The following is a 15,968-nucleotide window of genomic DNA, read 5'->3' on the forward strand; positions in this document are numbered from 1 at the left end:
TTGATTTATTCGGTCCGTGAGAACGAAAAAGCCGCCCGAGGGCGGCCTTTTCGTTGCGGCACGCGATCACACGACGGGGTCGCGCACCAGCAACTGCTTGGCCAGCCAGCCATGGAACTTGCCGATGCCGCGCGCCAGGTGCAGCGTGGCGAACAGCAGCAGGATGCCGAAGAGCGACACCAGCGGCAGCAGCCAGGTGCCCATCGTGCTGATGGTCCAGTGCGCGATGGTCACGTCGAACACGCCCGGGATCATCACGCTCAGCGGCGCGGCGGCCAGCATCACCGCTGCGGTCAGCAGCGTCACCGCGAGGCCGAAATACAGGGTGCCCAGCGGCTGCATCAACAGCAGGTACAGCATCGATGTCCAGGTGCTGCCGCTGGTGAACAGTTCCTTCAGGCGCGTCGCCCACGGCTTGTCGCGCTGGGTGTACAGCGGGCGGCGCGGCATGCGTTCGCCCAGCAGCACCTCGACGATGCGGCCTTCGACCAGCGACAGCAGCCGCACCGACATCAGGAACAGCAACAGCAGCGGAATGCCGATGATCAGGATCGACAGGCCGATCGAAAGGCTGGCGCCGGTCGTCACCCAGGTGAAGTAGAAGATGCCGGTGGCCAGCGACAGCAACATGTAGAACAGCGCGCCGTAGGTGCGCGGATCGGCGATCACGCCGAAGAAGCGGCCCAGCGCGGACTTGCGCTTGGGCGGCGCCGGCGGACGCAGCGCGCGGCTGACCGTCACTTCGGTTTCGCGGTAGATCTCCGCCACTTCCTCCGGCGCGCCGTAGCTGCCGGCGACCGAGGCGATCACTTCGGCTTCGGATTTCCCCGCCTGTTCCGCGAGTTCGGAACGCAGGTACTCCTCGGCGTCGTACAGCGCGTCCTGGATCATCGCCGGATCGGCGCCCTTCAACGCCAGGCGCAGCTGGTCCAGGTATTCGGGAATGGTGGTGGGCAGGCCCTGGGCGTTCATTCAAGTATCCCCTCGAGGACGGAATCGACGGAGTCGCGGGTCGCGCGCCAGGCGGCGGCCCATTCGCGCAGGGCGGCGCGCCCTGCTTCGGTGATGCGGTAATAGCGGCGCGGCGGGCCGGTCATCGACGGCTCGACGAAACTGTCCAGCAGGCCGGCGCCTTCCAGGTTGCGCAGCACCGGGTACAGCGCGCTCTGCTTGCCGCTGAGCACGCCGTCGCCGACGCGCTCCAGCTTCTTGGCGATCAGGTAGCCGTACATCGGCTCCTCGGCGCGGGCCAGCACCGCCAGCAGGGCCAGCGACACGGTGCCGGCGCTGAGTTCTTTCTGGAACTTCTTCAGCTGGCTGTCGGCGCTGGATTCGGGCTCGGTCATGGCGACCTCCACTAGGTTGGAGGGAATACTATGTTCAAGTTCGATATAGCGAATGTGCCAATAGTCATCCGAGGCGAAGTTTCTGCATTGTTGACTTACCTACCAACTGGTAGGTAGATTTATTTCCCCTCCAAACGGAACGACCCCGTGGGCATTTCACCTATCGGCTGGATCCACACACTCGGAAGCCTCCCGGCCATTCCGCTTGCCGCCTACATGCTGGTCAGGCATGGACGAATTACTCCCGAAACCAGCACGGGACGCGCCTACTTCTGGTCCATGTTGCTGGGGGCGCTCAGCGCATATCCGGTTGCGCACCAGCCGGTAAGCACGGTCATCGCCACCGCCACGCTCGTGTTCCTGCTACTCGGATACGGTCTGGCGAAATGGCAGCCCGAAGCCCGCCTCGGGGCGTACATCCAGACGATCTCGCTGAGCATCAGCGCTTTCCTGTTGATGATCCCTGCCGTGACCGAGAGCCTGCGCAGGCTGCCGGTCGGCAACCCGCTGGTGACGGACCTGAAGGATCCCTTGTTGCTGGGCGTGCAAGGCACCCTCTTCCTGATCCTGATCGTCGGGGTTCCCCTGCAGCTGCGTGCGCTGTACAAGCAACGTGCCATTGGAGGCCAGTGAGGAATCGATGTCTGTTTCGGAACCTGATTCGTTGGAGTATTCGCCGAAGGCCCGGGAGATCATTCAGCGGACGAACGAGCTGCTCGCCTCCGGCGGATACAACGGCTTCAGCTATGCGGACATCGCCGGGCTGGTGAACGTAAGAAAGGCCAGCATCCACCACCACTTCCCCACCAAGGCGGACCTGGTGACGGCGACGGTTGCGCTGCATCGCCAGGCGATGTTGCAAGGGCTGCATTCGCTGGACCAATCGATCCCGGATCCGTTTGCCCGGCTCGCCGCCTATGCCCGGTACTGGGCGGAGTGCATTCGGGAGTCGAATCCTCCCATCTGCATATGCGCCCTCCTGGCGGCGGAATTGCCGGCAGTTCCGTCCGAAGTCGCCGACCAGGTCAAGGCGCATTTCCGCGACCTCCAGGCCTGGCTTTCCGCAACCCTAGAGGAAGGTTCCCGGACCGGAACCATGCGATTGACCGGCAGCGCTTCCTCCGAAGCCGAAGCGTTCATGGCTTCGATACACGGCGCCATGCTTTCCGCCCGTGCAACGGGGGACGCGTCGCTTTTCTGGCAACTTGCGGAACGGTCTGTCGAACGGCTGAGGGCGGCGTAGCCGCACGACCCTGCCGCGGACAAAGCCGCCCTGAGGAAAGCGCTGTCGCTACAATCCGGCGACCTCGTCCAGGAACCGACCGATGCGCCCGACTCCGCTGCTGACCGCCTGCCTGCTTGCCCTGGGACTGTCCCTGCCCGCCGCCCATGCCGCTGAGCCGACCAAACCGAAGTACCGCAGCGCCTCGGAAATCATCAAGGCCTCGCCCGACAGCGACTGGCGTACGCCCGACCCCGCCAACCTGCTGTACATGGAACTGTCGGCCGGCCGGGTGATCATTGAACTGGCGCCGGCCTTCGCGCCCGAGCACGCTGGCAACATCCGCACCTTCGCCCGCGAACATTTCTGGGACGGCACCAGCATCTATCGTTCGCAGGACAACTTCGTCGTGCAATTCGGCGATGTCGATGGCGACGATCCGGCCAAGGCCAAATCGCTCGGTTCGGCGAAGAAGCACCTGCCGGCGGAATTCCATCGCGCCGCCAAGGGCCTGGATTTCACTGTGCTGCCCGACAGCGACGGCTGGGCGCCGCAGGTCGGCTTCGTCGATGGCTTCCCGGCCGCGCGCGATCCCAAGAAGGGCACCGCATGGCTGGCGCATTGCTACGGCATGGTCGGAGCGGGTCGCAACAACGCCGACGACAGCAGCGTCGGCGCTGAACTGTACGTGGTGACCGGGCAATCGCCGCGCCAACTGGACGACAACATCACCGTGGTCGGACGGGTGATCAAGGGCATCGAATTGCTCAGCGTGATTCCGCGCGGGCCGGAGCCGATGGGTTTCTACGAGAACGCCAGCGAACGCACGCCGATCAAGTCGATCCGCCTGGCCAGCGAAGTGCCGGAAGCCGAGCGCACGCCGATCCAGCTGCTGCGCGCCGATTCGAAGACCTTCGCCGACGCGGTCGAAGCGCGGCGCAATCGCATCGACGATTTCTACAAGCGGCCCGCCGGGCACATCGATCTGTGCAACGTGCCGCTGCCGGCGCGGGATCCGAAGGCGAAGAAGTGACGGCAGGGACGCAGGCGGAACATTTCGCCTGCGGGCAGATCTAGGCCGCCCGCCATTCAACCCATTCGCCAGGACGGACTATTTCCACGCCCTGGTGGCGTTTGCGCGCGGCGGCCAGCAATGCCTGTTCGACATCCGGCATTTCCGCGTAGCCTTCGGCGCCGCTGACGCCGTAGTGGATGGGCACGATCAAGCGGGCGCCCAATACCTGCGCGGCGGCGACGGCTTGTTCCGGGGTCAGTACCGCAGGCACGTCGCTGACCGGCTTGCGCCATGAGAAGCGCGCGCCGTTGATCGGCAGGAACGCGGCATCGAACGGCCCCAGCTGGCGGCCGATATGCCACCAAGCGCCGTGCCACAGCGTATCGCCACAATGGATGATCCGGCGGCCGCCTGCATTGACCACCCACGACACCTGCGGGTCGCCGTAACCGTCCACCGCAGGCACGGCAGTGGCGGTGAAGTCGTTGAGCAGCACCGGCTCGTACAGCGCGCCGATGCGCACCTTGAATCCCGCGGCGGCCACCGCCGCTGCATTGTCCGGCGTGCACACCACCGTGCCGGAAGTGCCGACGATCCTGCGGATCGCGATCGGATCGAAATGATCGGGATGGCGATGCGTGATCAGCACGAAACGCGCGCCTTCCGCATCGTCGAAAGGCACCAGCTTGTCGCGAAGCGCGGTTCCCCAGACATCGGCGTTGGCGAGCGGATCCAGGAACAGATCGTCCTTGCCCAGGCGCAGGCGCACGCCCGCCCAGGCCAGGCGTTGTGCCCGCAACGTCGGTCCGGCGCTCTCCGGCTCCGCGAAAGCGGCGTGGCACGGAACCGCCAGTGCAACCGCCGCCGTGCCGGCCGCCGCCAGGAACCGCCGCCGGCTCAGGCGCTGTGCGGGCTTCATTCGGAGACGCTCGCGCCGGGGTTGAAACCGATCAGGCGTACGCCAAGCTCGCTGCGCGGGCGATGGCTGCTGCCGGGCGCGAAGCGGACATAGGTGCCGGCGGCGTGGCGGTGCCCGTCTTCGATCACCTCCCCGCTGACCACGTAATACGCCTCGCCCTCCGGATGATGATCGACCCAAGGCCATTCGCTGCCGGGCGCCATGTCGACCACCCAGGCGCGCACGCCTGCGGGTGCCGGCAAGTCGCGACGCGAACAACCGGAACCCACTTCCACTGCGACCAGGCGTTCGGGGTCCAGTGCCACGCCAGAAGAATCCATGTCCGCGTCTCCATCGGGCCGGACTCGATCCGGCGACGGCGGGTATGGTTCATGCAGGGGATCGTTGCGGCAATCGCATAATCCGCAACGCAGCCTCAAACAGAATTCAAGACGGCGATGGACGAACTATTTCCCTGCGTTCGCGCCGCATCGCCCACCGGCGAACAGTTGCAGGTCGATCGCGGCCGCCATCGCCTGATAACCCGCATCGTTCGGATGCAGGTGGTCGCCGCTGTCGTAGGCGGGCGCCAAACGGTCCGGTTGGGCGGGATCGCCCATGGTCTTGTCCCAATCCACGACCGCATCGAAGGCGCCGGAACTGCGGATCCATGCATTGACCGCCTCGCGCTTGGCATTGGCCGCGGGTGTCGGTGGTGCCGGGAATTCGGTGCCGCCCCTCGGCAGCAAGGTGGCGCCGACGACCCTGATGCCACGCGCATGCGCGCGGGCGACTAGGGCCTTCATGCCTTCGATGATCTGCTGCGCCGATACGTTCTGGCCGGGTACCTTCTTCAGCACGTCGGACGCGGAGATGTCGTTGCCGCCCTGCAGCAGCACCATCCAGCCTATCGCCGCCTGATCCAGTACGTCGCGATCCACGCGCGACAACGAACTCGGTCCGCGATACGGCGCGACGGCATCGTTGAGGATGCGATTGCCGGCGATGCCGGCGTTGACCACGGCGATATGCGCCAGCGATGGATCGGCCTGCAGCCGCTCTGCCAACCGGTCGGTCCAGCGTGCATTGCCGTTTTCGGTGGAACCCACGCCATCGGTGATGGAATCGCCCAGCGCAACGATCGCGCAGGCGCCCGGAGCGGCCGCCACGTCGATGCCGGTCAGGAAGTAACGCGTATCGTCGGCTTCGCCTTCCGGGACGATCCTGAGGGCGGAAGTGACGTCGCCCGAAGCGATGAACACGGTCTGGTTGCCGACCTGGTGCACTGTCGGCGTCGGTGCGCCCTGGGGCAGGTACACGCTCACGACCAGTTCTTCCAGCGCGCTTGCCGGAAGGGAAACCGCGTCGCTGATTACCTCGCCGCCTGCGGGAATGGTCGCCGTGGCCGCACCTTCGAAGGTCACCGGCTGGTCGGTTCCCGCTGCGATCGCAGGGCCGTTGGCGTGCCGCGCCAGGCGAACCGGGCCGATGGTCACCGCTTCCTTGCCGAATAGGTTGGAAAAATGAAGGCGCAGGTCCGTGCCGCCGATGCTGGTGCGGATGACCTGGCGCACGGTCTGTGCTTTCAGGGCGGGACCGGCTGCTACGGGTGCTGCGCCCCAGGTCGCGACCCACTGCGGTTTCGTTGCGTTCGCCGCTTCTTCCGCGAAAGCGATGGAGGTCGCGGCGAACCCACAGAACAAGGTGGCGATGCCCAATCGAATCAGCGAATGCTTCATGTCAGTCCTTGGCTTGGGATGCGTTGTAGGCGCGGCTGTTTGTTCAGAACCGCCGCATGGCCGCGGCGGCCGATGTTTTCAGGGCATGGATGTGCGGATCCGCGGATTGGTCCGCATTGACGTAAACCGCATCGAGGAAGGCCTGCAGGTCGTGGCGCCGTGCAAGCCAGCCACTGTCCTTGTAGCGCTGCGGCGAGCCGCCGAGACTCGCGGCCAGCGCATCGAACCAGGCGTTCCATTCGGCTTCGGGCAACAGGCCGCGCTGGGCGACGTACAGTACCGGTCGCGCGAGGCGCGCCGGCTCGCCGAACACGTACGCATGTCCCGCCGCGGGGGCTACTTGCGAGGAAACCGCCTCCAGGATGGCCTGCAACTGAGCGCGCTGCAGCGCAGAATTCATCGCCAATTGCAGCAACCAGTCGCTGCCATGGGCCACGCCATGGCGCCAGCCCTCCACCGGGTCGTAACCACGATAGTCCTGCACCGACTTCAAGTAGGCCGCAGCCTCCATCACCATCGCATCGCGTTCCTCCGTCGACATCCAGGGCTCGATGCGATCGGTGCGCGCGATTTCCGACAGCACCAATGCCGCGAACGGGCGGTGGAAACCTTGCCCGTCCTCCTGCCTGAGCAGCCCGTACAGGTTGTCGCGCAAGGAGCGCAGCGTCGTCGTGTCGAGCCGCTTGCCGCGCATCCACGCGCTGTATGCGGAAAAGGCAACCTCGTCGCGCAGCGCCGGATCGGCGTCGCCCAAGCAGGCAAGCAATCCATGCGCCAGCCGGGTGCGCGTCGCATCGTCGTCGATGGCGAACCCGCGCTGCGCCAGCTGCAACAGCGCCGGCTTGTCGAAACCCGGCGGCGGGCAAGGCGCCTGGGCCATGGCGGGCCATGCGCCTGCCAGCCATAGCACGAGCGCCAGACCCGTCCCCCTTATCGGGCGTTCCATCCGGCTACTTCGCCAGCGCGCGATCGATGGCCTTCTGCGCCAGCGGTGCCATCACCGCATAGCCGGCCGGGGTGGGATGCACGCCGTCGGCGGCCAGCTTCGCGTCGATCCCGCCCTGCGCGTTCGCCAGCGCGGACCAGTAATCCAGGTACGTCGCGCCGCTGCGGCGCGCATAGTCGCGGATCCATGCGTTCAGGCGCCGCACCTTGTCCGCGGGTTGCAGGCCCGGGCGCCAGGGGTAGTCGCTGACCGGCAACACCGAAGCCAGTACCACGCGGATGCCGTGCGCGCGAGCGAGTTCGGCCATCGACTGCAGATTGTCCTCGATCATCGCCTGCGTCGCCACGCCGGTATTGCCGGCGATGTCGTTGGTGCCGGCCAGGATCACCACCGCGGCCGGCTTCAGCGCGATCACGTCCTTGCGGAAGCGCAACAGCATCTGCGCGGTGGTCTGCCCCGAGATGCCGCGATTGACGTAGGGCTTGCCGGGGAAGAACGTCGTGCCCTGCACGCGGCCCCAGCCGTCGGTGATCGAATCCCCGTAGAAGACCACGCGTCGCTCGCCCTTCGCCGGCGGCGGCAATGCGGCATTGTCCGCGCGATAGCGATCCAGTTGCGGCCAGTCGGCCAGGCGTTGCTGCAACGAGCGCACCTGTTCGGGGTTCAGCGAATCGGCCGGCGCGACGAACAGCGGATCGGTGGCGACCGGCGCCTGCTGCGCGGCGGGCGCGCCCGCCGTCGCGAGCATCGCCAGCAGGCCGAGCCAGGTAGCCTTCGCCGAGTTCCCGCTCACAGGCTGGCACCGTCGAAGTGAGTGATCTTCAGCGCCGGCAGATACACGTCCGGCAGGCAGCGCACGTTGACCGCGACGGTCGGCACCCCGGTCTTTGGATGCATGGCCTCGCCGAACACCGCGACCCCGCAGTTCGCGCAGAAACGATGCTTGATGTGGTGCTTGTTGAAGGTATAGGTGGACAGGTCCGCTTCGGGGGTCTTCAGGGTCAGCGCTTCGCGCGGCGCGAACCACAGCAGGCCGCCGCGACGGCGGCACAGCGAGCAGTTGCAATCCATCGCCTCGGCGATATCGCCTTCCACCTCGAACGCGACCTTGCCGCAGTGGCAGCTTCCCGCGTGCTTCATGTGCGTTGCCTCCAGGATGGGTGGCGCCGAGCATAAGCCATCCGCCGCTTGCGGCACATGCGCGGCGTCCGGCTTTTGCCTATGCTCCGGTCCTTCGTGCGATGACGCACCGCAACGGAAAACGCCCATGCGCCACAGCCTGCTCGCCCTTGCCCTGATCGCCGCCCTGTCCGCCTGCGGCAAGACCGAAGCACCCGGTCCTGCGGCTCCGGCCGCGCCCGCCGCCGCCACGGACACCTCGCAGGCCGACGCGGCTTTCGCCGACCTGTCGAAGCGGGCGCTGGACGGCTGGCTGCAGCTGTCGCCGGTCAGCGCGACCCAGATCGGCGAGCACAAGTACGACGGCCAGATCGACGACCTGAGCGAAGCAGGCCGCAAGAAGTACCTAGATTTCGCTAGGCAGACGCTGGCAGAACTCGACGCGGTGGATGCATCGAAGCTGTCGCGCGAGAACCAGGTCGACGCGGCGATCCTGCGCAACCAGTTGCAATCGGACATCTGGAATAGCGAAACGCTGCAGAGCTGGGCCTGGGACCCGCAGGTCTACAGCGGCCTGGCCGGCGGCGCCCTCTACAACCTGATGGCGCGCGAATTCGCGCCGTTGCCGCAGCGCATCCGCTCGGCTACCGAGCGCATGGAGAAGATCCCCGCGCTGCTGGCGCAGGCTCGCGCCAACCTCGACCCGGCGCGCGTGCCGAAGGTCCACGCGGAGACGGTCGCGAAGCAGAACGCCGGCATCCTGAGCATCGTCGATACGTTCATCGCGCCGCACCTGCAGGAACTGCCCGAAACCGATCGCAAGCGCACCGAAGCCGCCATCGATGGGCTGAAGAAAGCGGTGGCCGAGCAACAGACCTGGCTGGACAAGACGCTGGTGCCGCAGGCCAAGGGCGACTTCCGCATCGGCGAAAAGCTGTACGACCAGAAGCTGAAGTTCGCCTTGTCCTCGTCGCTGTCGCGCGCCGAGATCAAGCAGCGCGCCGAGGCCGAACTGAAGCGCGTGCGCGAGGAGATGTACGGCATCGCCCGCACCGTGCTGAAGGACAGGCCGAACGCCCCGGCGCTGCCGGAAACGCCGAGCGCGGACGAGCAACAGAAGGCCATCGAAGCCGCGCTGGACCTCGCCTACGCCGAACGCCCCGCGCGGGACAAGGTCGTCGCCGACGCGGAGGCCGCACTGAAGTCGGCCACCGACTTCGTCCGCGCCAAGGACCTGGTGACCCTGCCCGATTCGCCGGTGAAGATCATCCTGATGCCGGAATTCCAGCGCGGCGTGTCGGTCGCGTACTGCGATTCGCCCGGCCCGCTGGACAAGAACCTGGCGACCTTCTACGCGGTCTCGCCGATCCCCGACGACTGGAGCAAGGAACAGGTCGATTCGTTCCTGCGCGAATACAACAGCCGCATGATCCACCTGCTGAGCATCCACGAAGGCACGCCGGGCCATTACCTGGAAGGCTGGCATTCGGCCAAGTTCCCGTCGACGCTGCGCGGCGTGCTGCGCTCCGGCCTGTTCGCCGAAGGCTGGGCGGTCTATACCGAGCGGATGATGCAGCAGCAGGGGTACCTGGATAACGATCCGCTGTTCCACCTGGTGCAACTGAAGTTCTACCTGCGCACCATCGGCAACGCGATCCTCGACCAGGGCGTGCATGTCGACGGCTGGAGCCGCGAGCAGGCGATGGACCTGATGGTGCGCCAGACCTTCCAGCAGGAGCGCGAAGCCGCGGGCAAGTGGACGCGCGCGCAGCTGACTTCGGCGCAACTGCCGACCTACTTCGTCGGTGCGCAGGAACACTTCGACCTGCGCAAGGCGATGGAAGCGAAACTCGGCGACAAGTTCAACCTGAAGGCGTACCACGACCAGGTGCTGTCCTACGGCGCGCCGCCGGTGCGCTACGTGCGCGAACTGATGCTGGACGAACCGATCAACTGACGCCAACCCTTTCCGTCGCGCGGGAGGGACTTCACGTATCCTCCCGCGGACACCCACGGGAGTACCTTCGATGCTGCGATACGCGTTGTTGTCCCTTGTGTTGCTGGCTGCCGCGCCGCTGCATGCGGAAACGGCGGGCGCCGCGCCCGCCAGCTGCGCCGCGATCCCCTTCGCCGGTCCCGACGCCGCGGCGGTCGCCACGCCCAGCGACGCGAACGCCTGGGGCGGGCCGCGCAGCGGCCAGGAACCGACCCTGTCCGACCGCGTGGTCCGCTACGAGATCGACGCGACGCTCGATCCCGACAAGCACACCATCGACGGCAAGCAGAAGCTGACCTGGCGCAACCGCAGCGCCCAGCCGGTCTGCGCGGTGTACCTGCACCTGTACCTCAATGCGTTCGAAGGCGCGGACAGCACCTTCATGAGCGAGCAGCGCAACCTCAACTTCGCCTTCCGCAGCGATGTGCCGGTGAAGGACGGCGACTGGGGCTACACCCGGCTGCAGCGGGTGCAGCAGGATGGACAGGCGGTGAAATGGCAGTACGTGCAGCCCGACAACGGCCCGCGTACCGACCGCACCGTGGTCCGCCTCGACTTGCCGAAACCTGTCGCGCCGGGCGCCAGCACCACGCTGGACATCGGCTTCCTCGACAAGCTGCCGCGCGTGGTCGCGCGTACCGGCCATTTCGGCAGCTTCCACCTGGTCGGCCAGTGGTTCCCGAAGATCGGCGTGCTGGAACTGCCGGGCGAGCGCGGCGCCACCGCGCCGCGCTGGAACGTGCACGAATTCCACCTGCACAGCGAGTTCTACGCCGATTACGGCGAGTACGACGTGCGCATCACCGTGCCCAAGGGCTACACCGTCGGCGCCACCGGCGAAGAGACCGGCGCGCCGGTCGAACGCGACGGCAAGGTCACCCGCCGCTTCGTGCAGGGCGACGTGCACGACTTCGCCTGGACCGCCGACAAGCGCTACGCGAAGCCGCTCGACGGCGTCTACGAAGGCCCGGGCAGCCCGAAGGTCAAGGTGCGCGTGCTCTACCCGCCCGAGTACGCGGCCAGCGCGCAGCCGGCGCTGAAGGCGACGATCGATTCGCTGGCCTATTTCTCGCGCACGCTCGGACCGTATCCGTACCGCACCGTGACCGTGGTGATTCCGCCGTACAACGCCGGCGAGGCGGGCGGCATGGAATACCCGACATTTTTCACCGCCGATTCCTTCGCCACGGTCGAACCGAAGACGCTCAGCGAATACGCGCTGGACTTCGTCACCATCCACGAATTCGGCCACGGTTATTTCTACGGGTTGCTCGGTTCCAACGAATTCGAGGAACCGATGCTCGACGAAGGCCTGAACGAATACTGGGACCAACGCATGCTGCGCGAGCGCAAGCAGCAGTTGCACGCGACCACGCCGCTGCTGAAGCGGCTGGGCATCGCCCCGGCGCTGGACGGCTTCGCCGCGGAACGCCTCGGCGCGATGCTGCGCAACCCGGCCGACGGGCTGGGCCGCAATTCGTGGGACCGCATGTCCAGCGGCAGCTACGGCACGGTGTATTCGCGCACGGCCACGACCATGCGCGACCTAGAGGCGCGGGTCGGCACGCCAGCGCTGGAGCGCGCGTTCAAGCTGTACTACGAACGCTGGAAATTCCGCCACCCCAGCATCGCCGATTTCCGCGAGGCGCTCGCCGAAGGCACCGGCCAGCGCGCGGCGGTGGAACAGGTGTTCGCGCAACAGGTCTACGCTACCCGCAAGGTCGACGACCGCATCGCCGAATTCGCCAGCAAGGAAGTGCTGCCGTTGCCCGGCTACGTCGAGCATGCCGGCAAGCTGATCGAATCGACCGACGAAGGCGTGCAGAAGGAGATCGAGCGGCAGCGCGAGGCATGGAGCAAGCGCCACCCGAAAGCCAAGCCCGGCACCGGTCCGTTCCCCTACCTCACCACGGTGCTGGTCCGGCGCGACGGCGCCGACGTGCCGCAGCTGCTGCGGGTGAAATTCGCCGACGGCAGCAGCGAAACCGTGCGCTTCTCCGGCCAGCAGCCTTGGCAACGCTTCGCCTGGACCAAGCCGGTGCGCGCGGTATCGGCGGAGCTCGATCCCGCCGGCCAAGTCTACCTGGACCAGGACAAGCTCGACGACAGCCGCACGCGCGAGACCGACCGTTCCGCCGCCAGCCGCTGGGCCGCCGCCGCGGCCGCGCTGCTGAAAACCTTCCTTGCCCTGCTGGTGAGCGTATGAGCCCGAAACCGCATTCCCGCGACCGACGTCCCAATGGTTTCGCCGCCCTGTTTTCCGGGCTGAAGTCCGCGCTGCAATGGCGCCTGCTGCTGTGGTGGCTGCTCGCGCTGGGCCTGCCGACCCTGCTGTTCGCCTTGCCGCTGTGGAGCGGACTGCAGGCGCAGTTCGGCCATTCCGTGCACGCGGCGGACATCGCCACGGGCCGCAACGTGCCGATGCTGGTCGAAGGCTTCGCCGGACTTGGCGACGATGGCGGCGGCAAGGCGGTGAGCTTCGGCATGCTCTCGGCGATCGCGCTGGCGCTGTTGCTGACGCCGTGGCTGACCGGCATGGCGGTCGCCGCGATCCGCGCCGGCCGCACGCTGCGCATGGGCGAGCTGGCGCACGGCGGCCTTGCCGAATACTTGCGCATGCTGCGCCTGCTGCTGTGGTCGCTTATTCCGCTCGGCGTGGCTTTCGCCGTGGCCGCAGGCCTGTTGGCCCTGGTCGACAAGCGGGCCGAGACGGCGATCCTGGCCAGCGAGGTCGAACACAGCCGCTATCTGGCGATCGCCGTCGCGGCGGTGTTGTTCGTCGTCGCCCACTCGACCATCGAAGCCGCGCGCGGCTGGCTGGGTGCGGAAGCGTCGTTGCGTTCGATCTTCCGCGCGTGGTGGCGCGGCACCAAGCTGGTGTTCAAGCGTCCGCTGGCGACGCTGGTCGTCTACCTCGGCAGCAGCCTAGTCGGTTATGCGCTGGCCGCGCTGTGCGGCTATCTGCGCATCGGCGCCGACGGCGCGGGCTTGGGCGCGTTCCTGCTCGGGTTCGTGCTGACCCAGGCGACCGTCGTTGCGCTGGCCTGGGGACGCATCGCGCGTTTGTATGGTTTCGCGGCGTTGGCGCAGGGACATATCGCCGCGAAGACGAATGCAGAGGCTGATGCATCGCTGGAACCAGTGGCAAGCGAGTCGGCCGGGTGATCTTCTGCTTCCCTTCTCCCACCGGGAGAAGGTGGCGCGAAGCGACGGATGAGGGAAGAAATTCTCAGGCGCACACGCTACGTCCACGCGCATGATGGCTTCCGCCCTCATCCGCCCTGCGGGGCACCCTCAGCCGCTTGATGCGGCTTCGATCCCGGAGGGAGAAGGAAAGCTAAGCGGCGCCGACAAACCCTCCGGTCTGTCTCGCCCACAACCGCGCGTACAAGCCATCGCGCGCGACCAGTTCCGCATGGGTACCGGTTTCGACGATGCGGCCCTGGTCCATCACCACCAGCCGGTCCATCCGCGCGATGGTCGACAGGCGATGGGCGATGGCGATGACCGTCTTGCCGCGCATCAACGTATCCAGGCTGTCCTGGATCGCCGCTTCCACTTCCGAATCCAGCGCCGAAGTCGCTTCGTCCAGCACCAGGATCGGCGCGTCCTTCAGCAGCACGCGGGCGATGGCGATGCGCTGGCGTTGGCCGCCCGACAGCTTGACCCCGCGTTCGCCCACCGTGGCGTCGTAGCCGGTGCGGCCTTCGCCGTCCACCAGGTCGGGAATGAAACCGTCGGCGCGCGCACTGCGCACCGCTGCCTGCAACTGCGCGTCGCTCGCGTCCGGGCGGCCGTACAGCAGGTTGTCGCGGATCGAACGATGCAGCAGAGAAGTGTCCTGGGTGACCACGCCGATCCGGCCGCGCAGGCTTTCCTGGGTCACCGCGGCGATGTCCTGCCCGTCGATCAGGATGCGCCCGCCTTCCAGGTCGTACAGCCGCAACAGCACGTTGACCAGGGTCGACTTGCCGGCACCGGAGGGCCCGACCAGGCCGATCTTCTCGCCGGGACCGACCACGAGGTCCAGCCCCGCAATCACGCCGCCTTGCTTGCCGTAGTGGAAATGGATGTCCTCGAAGCGCACCTCGCCGCGCGTCACCTGCAGCGGCTGCGCATCGGCGTGGTCCTGCACCGCGCGCGGCTTCGCCACCGTTTCCATGCCGTCCTGCACGGTGCCGATGTCCTCGAAGATGCCGTTGACCACCCACATGATCCAGCCGGACATGTTGTTGATGCGGATCACCAGCCCGGTCGACAGCGCGACCGCGCCCAGGGTGATCGCGCTGCGGCTCCACAGCCACAGCGCCAGCCCGCAGGTCGATGCGATCAGCACGCCGTTCAACGCGGTGATGCTGAAATCCATCGCCGTGGTCAGCCGGGTCATCGCGCGCACCTTCGCCGCGTTGTCGGCGACGGCCTCGGCCACGTAGGCGTCCTCGCGCCCGTCATGCGGGAACAGCTTGAGCGTGGCGATGTTGGTGTAGCCGTCCACCACCCGGCCCATGAATCGCGAACGCGCCTGCGAAGCCAGCCACGAACGCTGCTTGGTGCGCGGCACGAAGTACGCCAGCAAGGCGACGTAACCGACCAGCCACAGCGCCAGCGGCAGCATCAGCCACGGATCGGCTTCGGCGAACAGCACCAGCGCCGAGCCGGTGTAGATCAGCACGTGCCAGATCGCATCGACCACCTGCACCGCCGATTGGCGCAGGGCGGCGCCGGTCTGCATGATCCGGTTGGCGATGCGTCCGGCGTAATCGTTCTGGAAGAAGGACAGGCTCTGCCGCACCACGTAATGGTGCTGCTGCCAGCGGATCCGCGCGGTTAGTCCCGGCACCAGCGACTGGTTCACCAGCAGGTCGTGCAGGACGAACAGCACCGGCCGCGCGACCAGCGCGACGAAGGCCATCCACGCCAGCTCGCGGCCGTGCGCGCGGAAGAAATCCGCCGGCGGCGTGTTTCCGGCCAGGTCGATCAGCCGGCCGAGGAATTCGAACAAGGCCACTTCGACCAGCGCGCCGAAGAAGCCCAGCACGCACGCCCACAGCAGGATGCCGCGCACCTGGCGCAGGTAATGCCAGTAGAAACGCCACACGCCGCGCGGCGGCATGCCTTCGCCGGGCTGGGCGAAGATGTCGACCAGCGATTCGAACCATCGCACGATCACGGCGGCGACAGCTCCGTGGCGGACACGATCACCCCGTTGGCGTCCGCGTACAGCCAATGGCCGGGGATGAAATCGACCCCGGCGAAATTCACCGGCACGCCGACTTCGCCCAGACCGCGCTTTTCGGTCTTCATCGGCGTGGCGGCCAGCGCTTTCACTCCCAGTGGCAAGGCCGCCAGCGCCTCCACGTCGCGCACGCCGCCATTGATCAGCAGGCCGCTCCAGCCGTTGCCGACCGCCAGCTCGGCCAGCATGTCGCCGAGCAGCGACTTGCGCACCGAGGCGCCGCCGTCGACCACCAGCACCTTGCCGCGGCCGTCGCTGCCGACCTGCTCGCGCACACGCGAGTTGTCCTCGAAGCAGCGGATGGTGACGATGCGGCCGGCGAATCGGCGGCTGCCGCCGAAATCGCGGAACAGCGGTTCGGCGACCTGCACGTCGGGATGCAGGTCGCACAGGTCGGGCGTGGTCCAGCTCATCGCGGGGTTCGTCGCGGGGGAATGCGCCGACTTTACAG

Annotated in this window: 16 protein-coding genes; 6 read left to right on the top strand and 10 right to left on the bottom strand. The window is 67.0% G+C overall.

What is annotated here, in order from left to right:
* Positions 1-66 precede the first annotated feature (66 nt).
* On the bottom strand, positions 67-972 hold the full coding sequence (locus J5837_RS00080) for a sensor domain-containing protein (RefSeq protein ID WP_210534693.1): 906 nt from the start codon (positions 970-972) through the stop codon (positions 67-69).
* Positions 969-1,346: a PadR family transcriptional regulator gene (locus tag J5837_RS00085; protein WP_210534694.1), complete on the bottom strand. Its 378-nt coding sequence runs from the start codon at positions 1,344-1,346 to the stop codon at positions 969-971. Before J5837_RS00085 ends, J5837_RS00080 begins: the two co-directional genes overlap by 4 nt.
* A 147-nt stretch (positions 1,347-1,493) precedes the next feature.
* Between J5837_RS00085 and J5837_RS00090 the strand changes: the two genes are divergently transcribed.
* The 3 genes from J5837_RS00090 (at position 1,494) to J5837_RS00100 (ending at position 3,601) form a co-directional block, all read left to right on the top strand.
* The gene (locus J5837_RS00090) at positions 1,494-1,979 is read left to right on the top strand and encodes a hypothetical protein (RefSeq protein ID WP_244755446.1); all 486 of its coding nucleotides are present in this window, start codon (positions 1,494-1,496) and stop codon (positions 1,977-1,979) included.
* A gap of 7 nt (positions 1,980-1,986) precedes the next feature.
* Positions 1,987-2,589, top strand: coding sequence for a TetR/AcrR family transcriptional regulator (locus J5837_RS00095; protein WP_210534695.1), 603 nt, complete (start codon positions 1,987-1,989; stop codon positions 2,587-2,589).
* Between the two features lie 82 nt (positions 2,590-2,671).
* Entirely contained in the window at positions 2,672-3,601 is a 930-nt protein-coding gene (locus tag J5837_RS00100; protein ID WP_210534696.1) for a peptidylprolyl isomerase, read from the top strand.
* 40 nt (positions 3,602-3,641) lie between these two features.
* Here the strand turns inward: J5837_RS00100 and J5837_RS00105 are convergent, their stop codons facing one another.
* The 6 genes from J5837_RS00105 to J5837_RS00130 form a co-directional block, all read right to left on the bottom strand.
* Positions 3,642-4,502, bottom strand: a complete 861-nt coding sequence (locus J5837_RS00105) for an MBL fold metallo-hydrolase (protein WP_210534697.1) — start codon at positions 4,500-4,502, stop codon at positions 3,642-3,644.
* Complete coding sequence (locus J5837_RS00110) at positions 4,499-4,822, bottom strand: cupin domain-containing protein (protein ID WP_210534698.1); 324 nt, start codon at positions 4,820-4,822, stop codon at positions 4,499-4,501. The genes J5837_RS00105 and J5837_RS00110 overlap by 4 nt, the downstream gene beginning before the upstream one ends.
* Before the next feature lie 126 nt (positions 4,823-4,948).
* Entirely contained in the window at positions 4,949-6,220 is a 1,272-nt protein-coding gene (locus J5837_RS00115; RefSeq protein WP_210534699.1) for an SGNH/GDSL hydrolase family protein, read from the bottom strand.
* A gap of 43 nt (positions 6,221-6,263) precedes the next feature.
* Entirely contained in the window at positions 6,264-7,100 is an 837-nt protein-coding gene (locus tag J5837_RS00120; protein WP_210534700.1) for a DUF2785 domain-containing protein, read from the bottom strand.
* A 70-nt stretch (positions 7,101-7,170) separates the two neighbouring features.
* Positions 7,171-7,914 carry an SGNH/GDSL hydrolase family protein gene (locus J5837_RS00125; RefSeq protein ID WP_210536081.1) on the bottom strand — a complete coding sequence of 248 codons (744 nt, stop codon included), beginning with the start codon at positions 7,912-7,914 and terminating at the stop codon, positions 7,171-7,173.
* 41 nt (positions 7,915-7,955) lie between these two features.
* A complete protein-coding gene (locus J5837_RS00130) occupies positions 7,956-8,306 on the bottom strand; it encodes a GFA family protein (RefSeq protein ID WP_210534701.1) in 351 nt (116 codons plus the stop codon).
* Between the two features lie 127 nt (positions 8,307-8,433).
* On the opposite strand from J5837_RS00130, the gene J5837_RS00135 reads away from it, so the two are divergent.
* The 3 genes from J5837_RS00135 to J5837_RS00145 all read left to right on the top strand — a co-directional run bounded on the left by J5837_RS00135 (position 8,434) and on the right by J5837_RS00145 (position 13,446).
* Positions 8,434-10,242 (top strand): DUF885 domain-containing protein, encoded by a 1,809-nt coding sequence (locus J5837_RS00135; protein WP_210534702.1) that lies wholly within the window; start codon positions 8,434-8,436, stop codon positions 10,240-10,242.
* Positions 10,243-10,312: 70 nt separating this feature from the next.
* Positions 10,313-12,487, top strand: a complete 2,175-nt coding sequence (locus J5837_RS00140; protein WP_210534703.1) for a M1 family metallopeptidase — start codon at positions 10,313-10,315, stop codon at positions 12,485-12,487.
* Positions 12,484-13,446: a hypothetical protein gene (locus tag J5837_RS00145; RefSeq protein WP_210534704.1), complete on the top strand. Its 963-nt coding sequence runs from the start codon at positions 12,484-12,486 to the stop codon at positions 13,444-13,446. Before J5837_RS00140 ends, J5837_RS00145 begins: the two co-directional genes overlap by 4 nt.
* A gap of 172 nt (positions 13,447-13,618) precedes the next feature.
* On the opposite strand, the gene J5837_RS00150 is transcribed toward J5837_RS00145, so the two are convergent.
* Both J5837_RS00150 and rraA read right to left on the bottom strand, forming a co-directional pair.
* Positions 13,619-15,448, bottom strand: coding sequence for an ABC transporter ATP-binding protein (locus tag J5837_RS00150; protein WP_210536082.1), 1,830 nt, complete (start codon positions 15,446-15,448; stop codon positions 13,619-13,621).
* Complete coding sequence (rraA, locus tag J5837_RS00155; RefSeq protein ID WP_210534705.1) at positions 15,448-15,930, bottom strand: ribonuclease E activity regulator RraA; 483 nt, start codon at positions 15,928-15,930, stop codon at positions 15,448-15,450. Before rraA ends, J5837_RS00150 begins: the two co-directional genes overlap by 1 nt.
* Positions 15,931-15,968 lie beyond the last annotated feature (38 nt).

This window comes from Pseudoxanthomonas helianthi (genome assembly GCF_017939625.1).
GTDB lineage: Bacteria > Pseudomonadota > Gammaproteobacteria > Xanthomonadales > Xanthomonadaceae > Pseudoxanthomonas_A > Pseudoxanthomonas_A helianthi.

What these genes read in the sequence shown, in the direction of transcription:
- J5837_RS00120 (WP_210534700.1), bottom strand. Translation starts at nt 7,100, where the DNA reads ATGGCCCAGGCGCCTTGCCCGCCGCCGGGTTTCGACAAGCCGGCGCTG.
- J5837_RS00130 (WP_210534701.1), bottom strand. Translation starts at nt 8,306, where the DNA reads ATGAAGCACGCGGGAAGCTGCCACTGCGGCAAGGTCGCGTTCGAGGTG.
- J5837_RS00140 (WP_210534703.1), top strand. Translation starts at nt 10,313, where the DNA reads ATGCTGCGATACGCGTTGTTGTCCCTTGTGTTGCTGGCTGCCGCGCCG.
- J5837_RS00125 (WP_210536081.1), bottom strand. Translation starts at nt 7,914, where the DNA reads ATGCTCGCGACGGCGGGCGCGCCCGCCGCGCAGCAGGCGCCGGTCGCC.
- J5837_RS00080 (WP_210534693.1), bottom strand. Translation starts at nt 972, where the DNA reads ATGAACGCCCAGGGCCTGCCCACCACCATTCCCGAATACCTGGACCAG.
- J5837_RS00110 (WP_210534698.1), bottom strand. Translation starts at nt 4,822, where the DNA reads ATGGATTCTTCTGGCGTGGCACTGGACCCCGAACGCCTGGTCGCAGTG.
- J5837_RS00115 (WP_210534699.1), bottom strand. Translation starts at nt 6,220, where the DNA reads ATGAAGCATTCGCTGATTCGATTGGGCATCGCCACCTTGTTCTGTGGG.
- J5837_RS00085 (WP_210534694.1), bottom strand. Translation starts at nt 1,346, where the DNA reads ATGACCGAGCCCGAATCCAGCGCCGACAGCCAGCTGAAGAAGTTCCAG.
- J5837_RS00105 (WP_210534697.1), bottom strand. Translation starts at nt 4,502, where the DNA reads ATGAAGCCCGCACAGCGCCTGAGCCGGCGGCGGTTCCTGGCGGCGGCC.
- J5837_RS00095 (WP_210534695.1), top strand. Translation starts at nt 1,987, where the DNA reads ATGTCTGTTTCGGAACCTGATTCGTTGGAGTATTCGCCGAAGGCCCGG.
- J5837_RS00135 (WP_210534702.1), top strand. Translation starts at nt 8,434, where the DNA reads ATGCGCCACAGCCTGCTCGCCCTTGCCCTGATCGCCGCCCTGTCCGCC.
- rraA (WP_210534705.1), bottom strand. Translation starts at nt 15,930, where the DNA reads ATGAGCTGGACCACGCCCGACCTGTGCGACCTGCATCCCGACGTGCAG.
- J5837_RS00145 (WP_210534704.1), top strand. Translation starts at nt 12,484, where the DNA reads ATGAGCCCGAAACCGCATTCCCGCGACCGACGTCCCAATGGTTTCGCC.
- J5837_RS00100 (WP_210534696.1), top strand. Translation starts at nt 2,672, where the DNA reads ATGCGCCCGACTCCGCTGCTGACCGCCTGCCTGCTTGCCCTGGGACTG.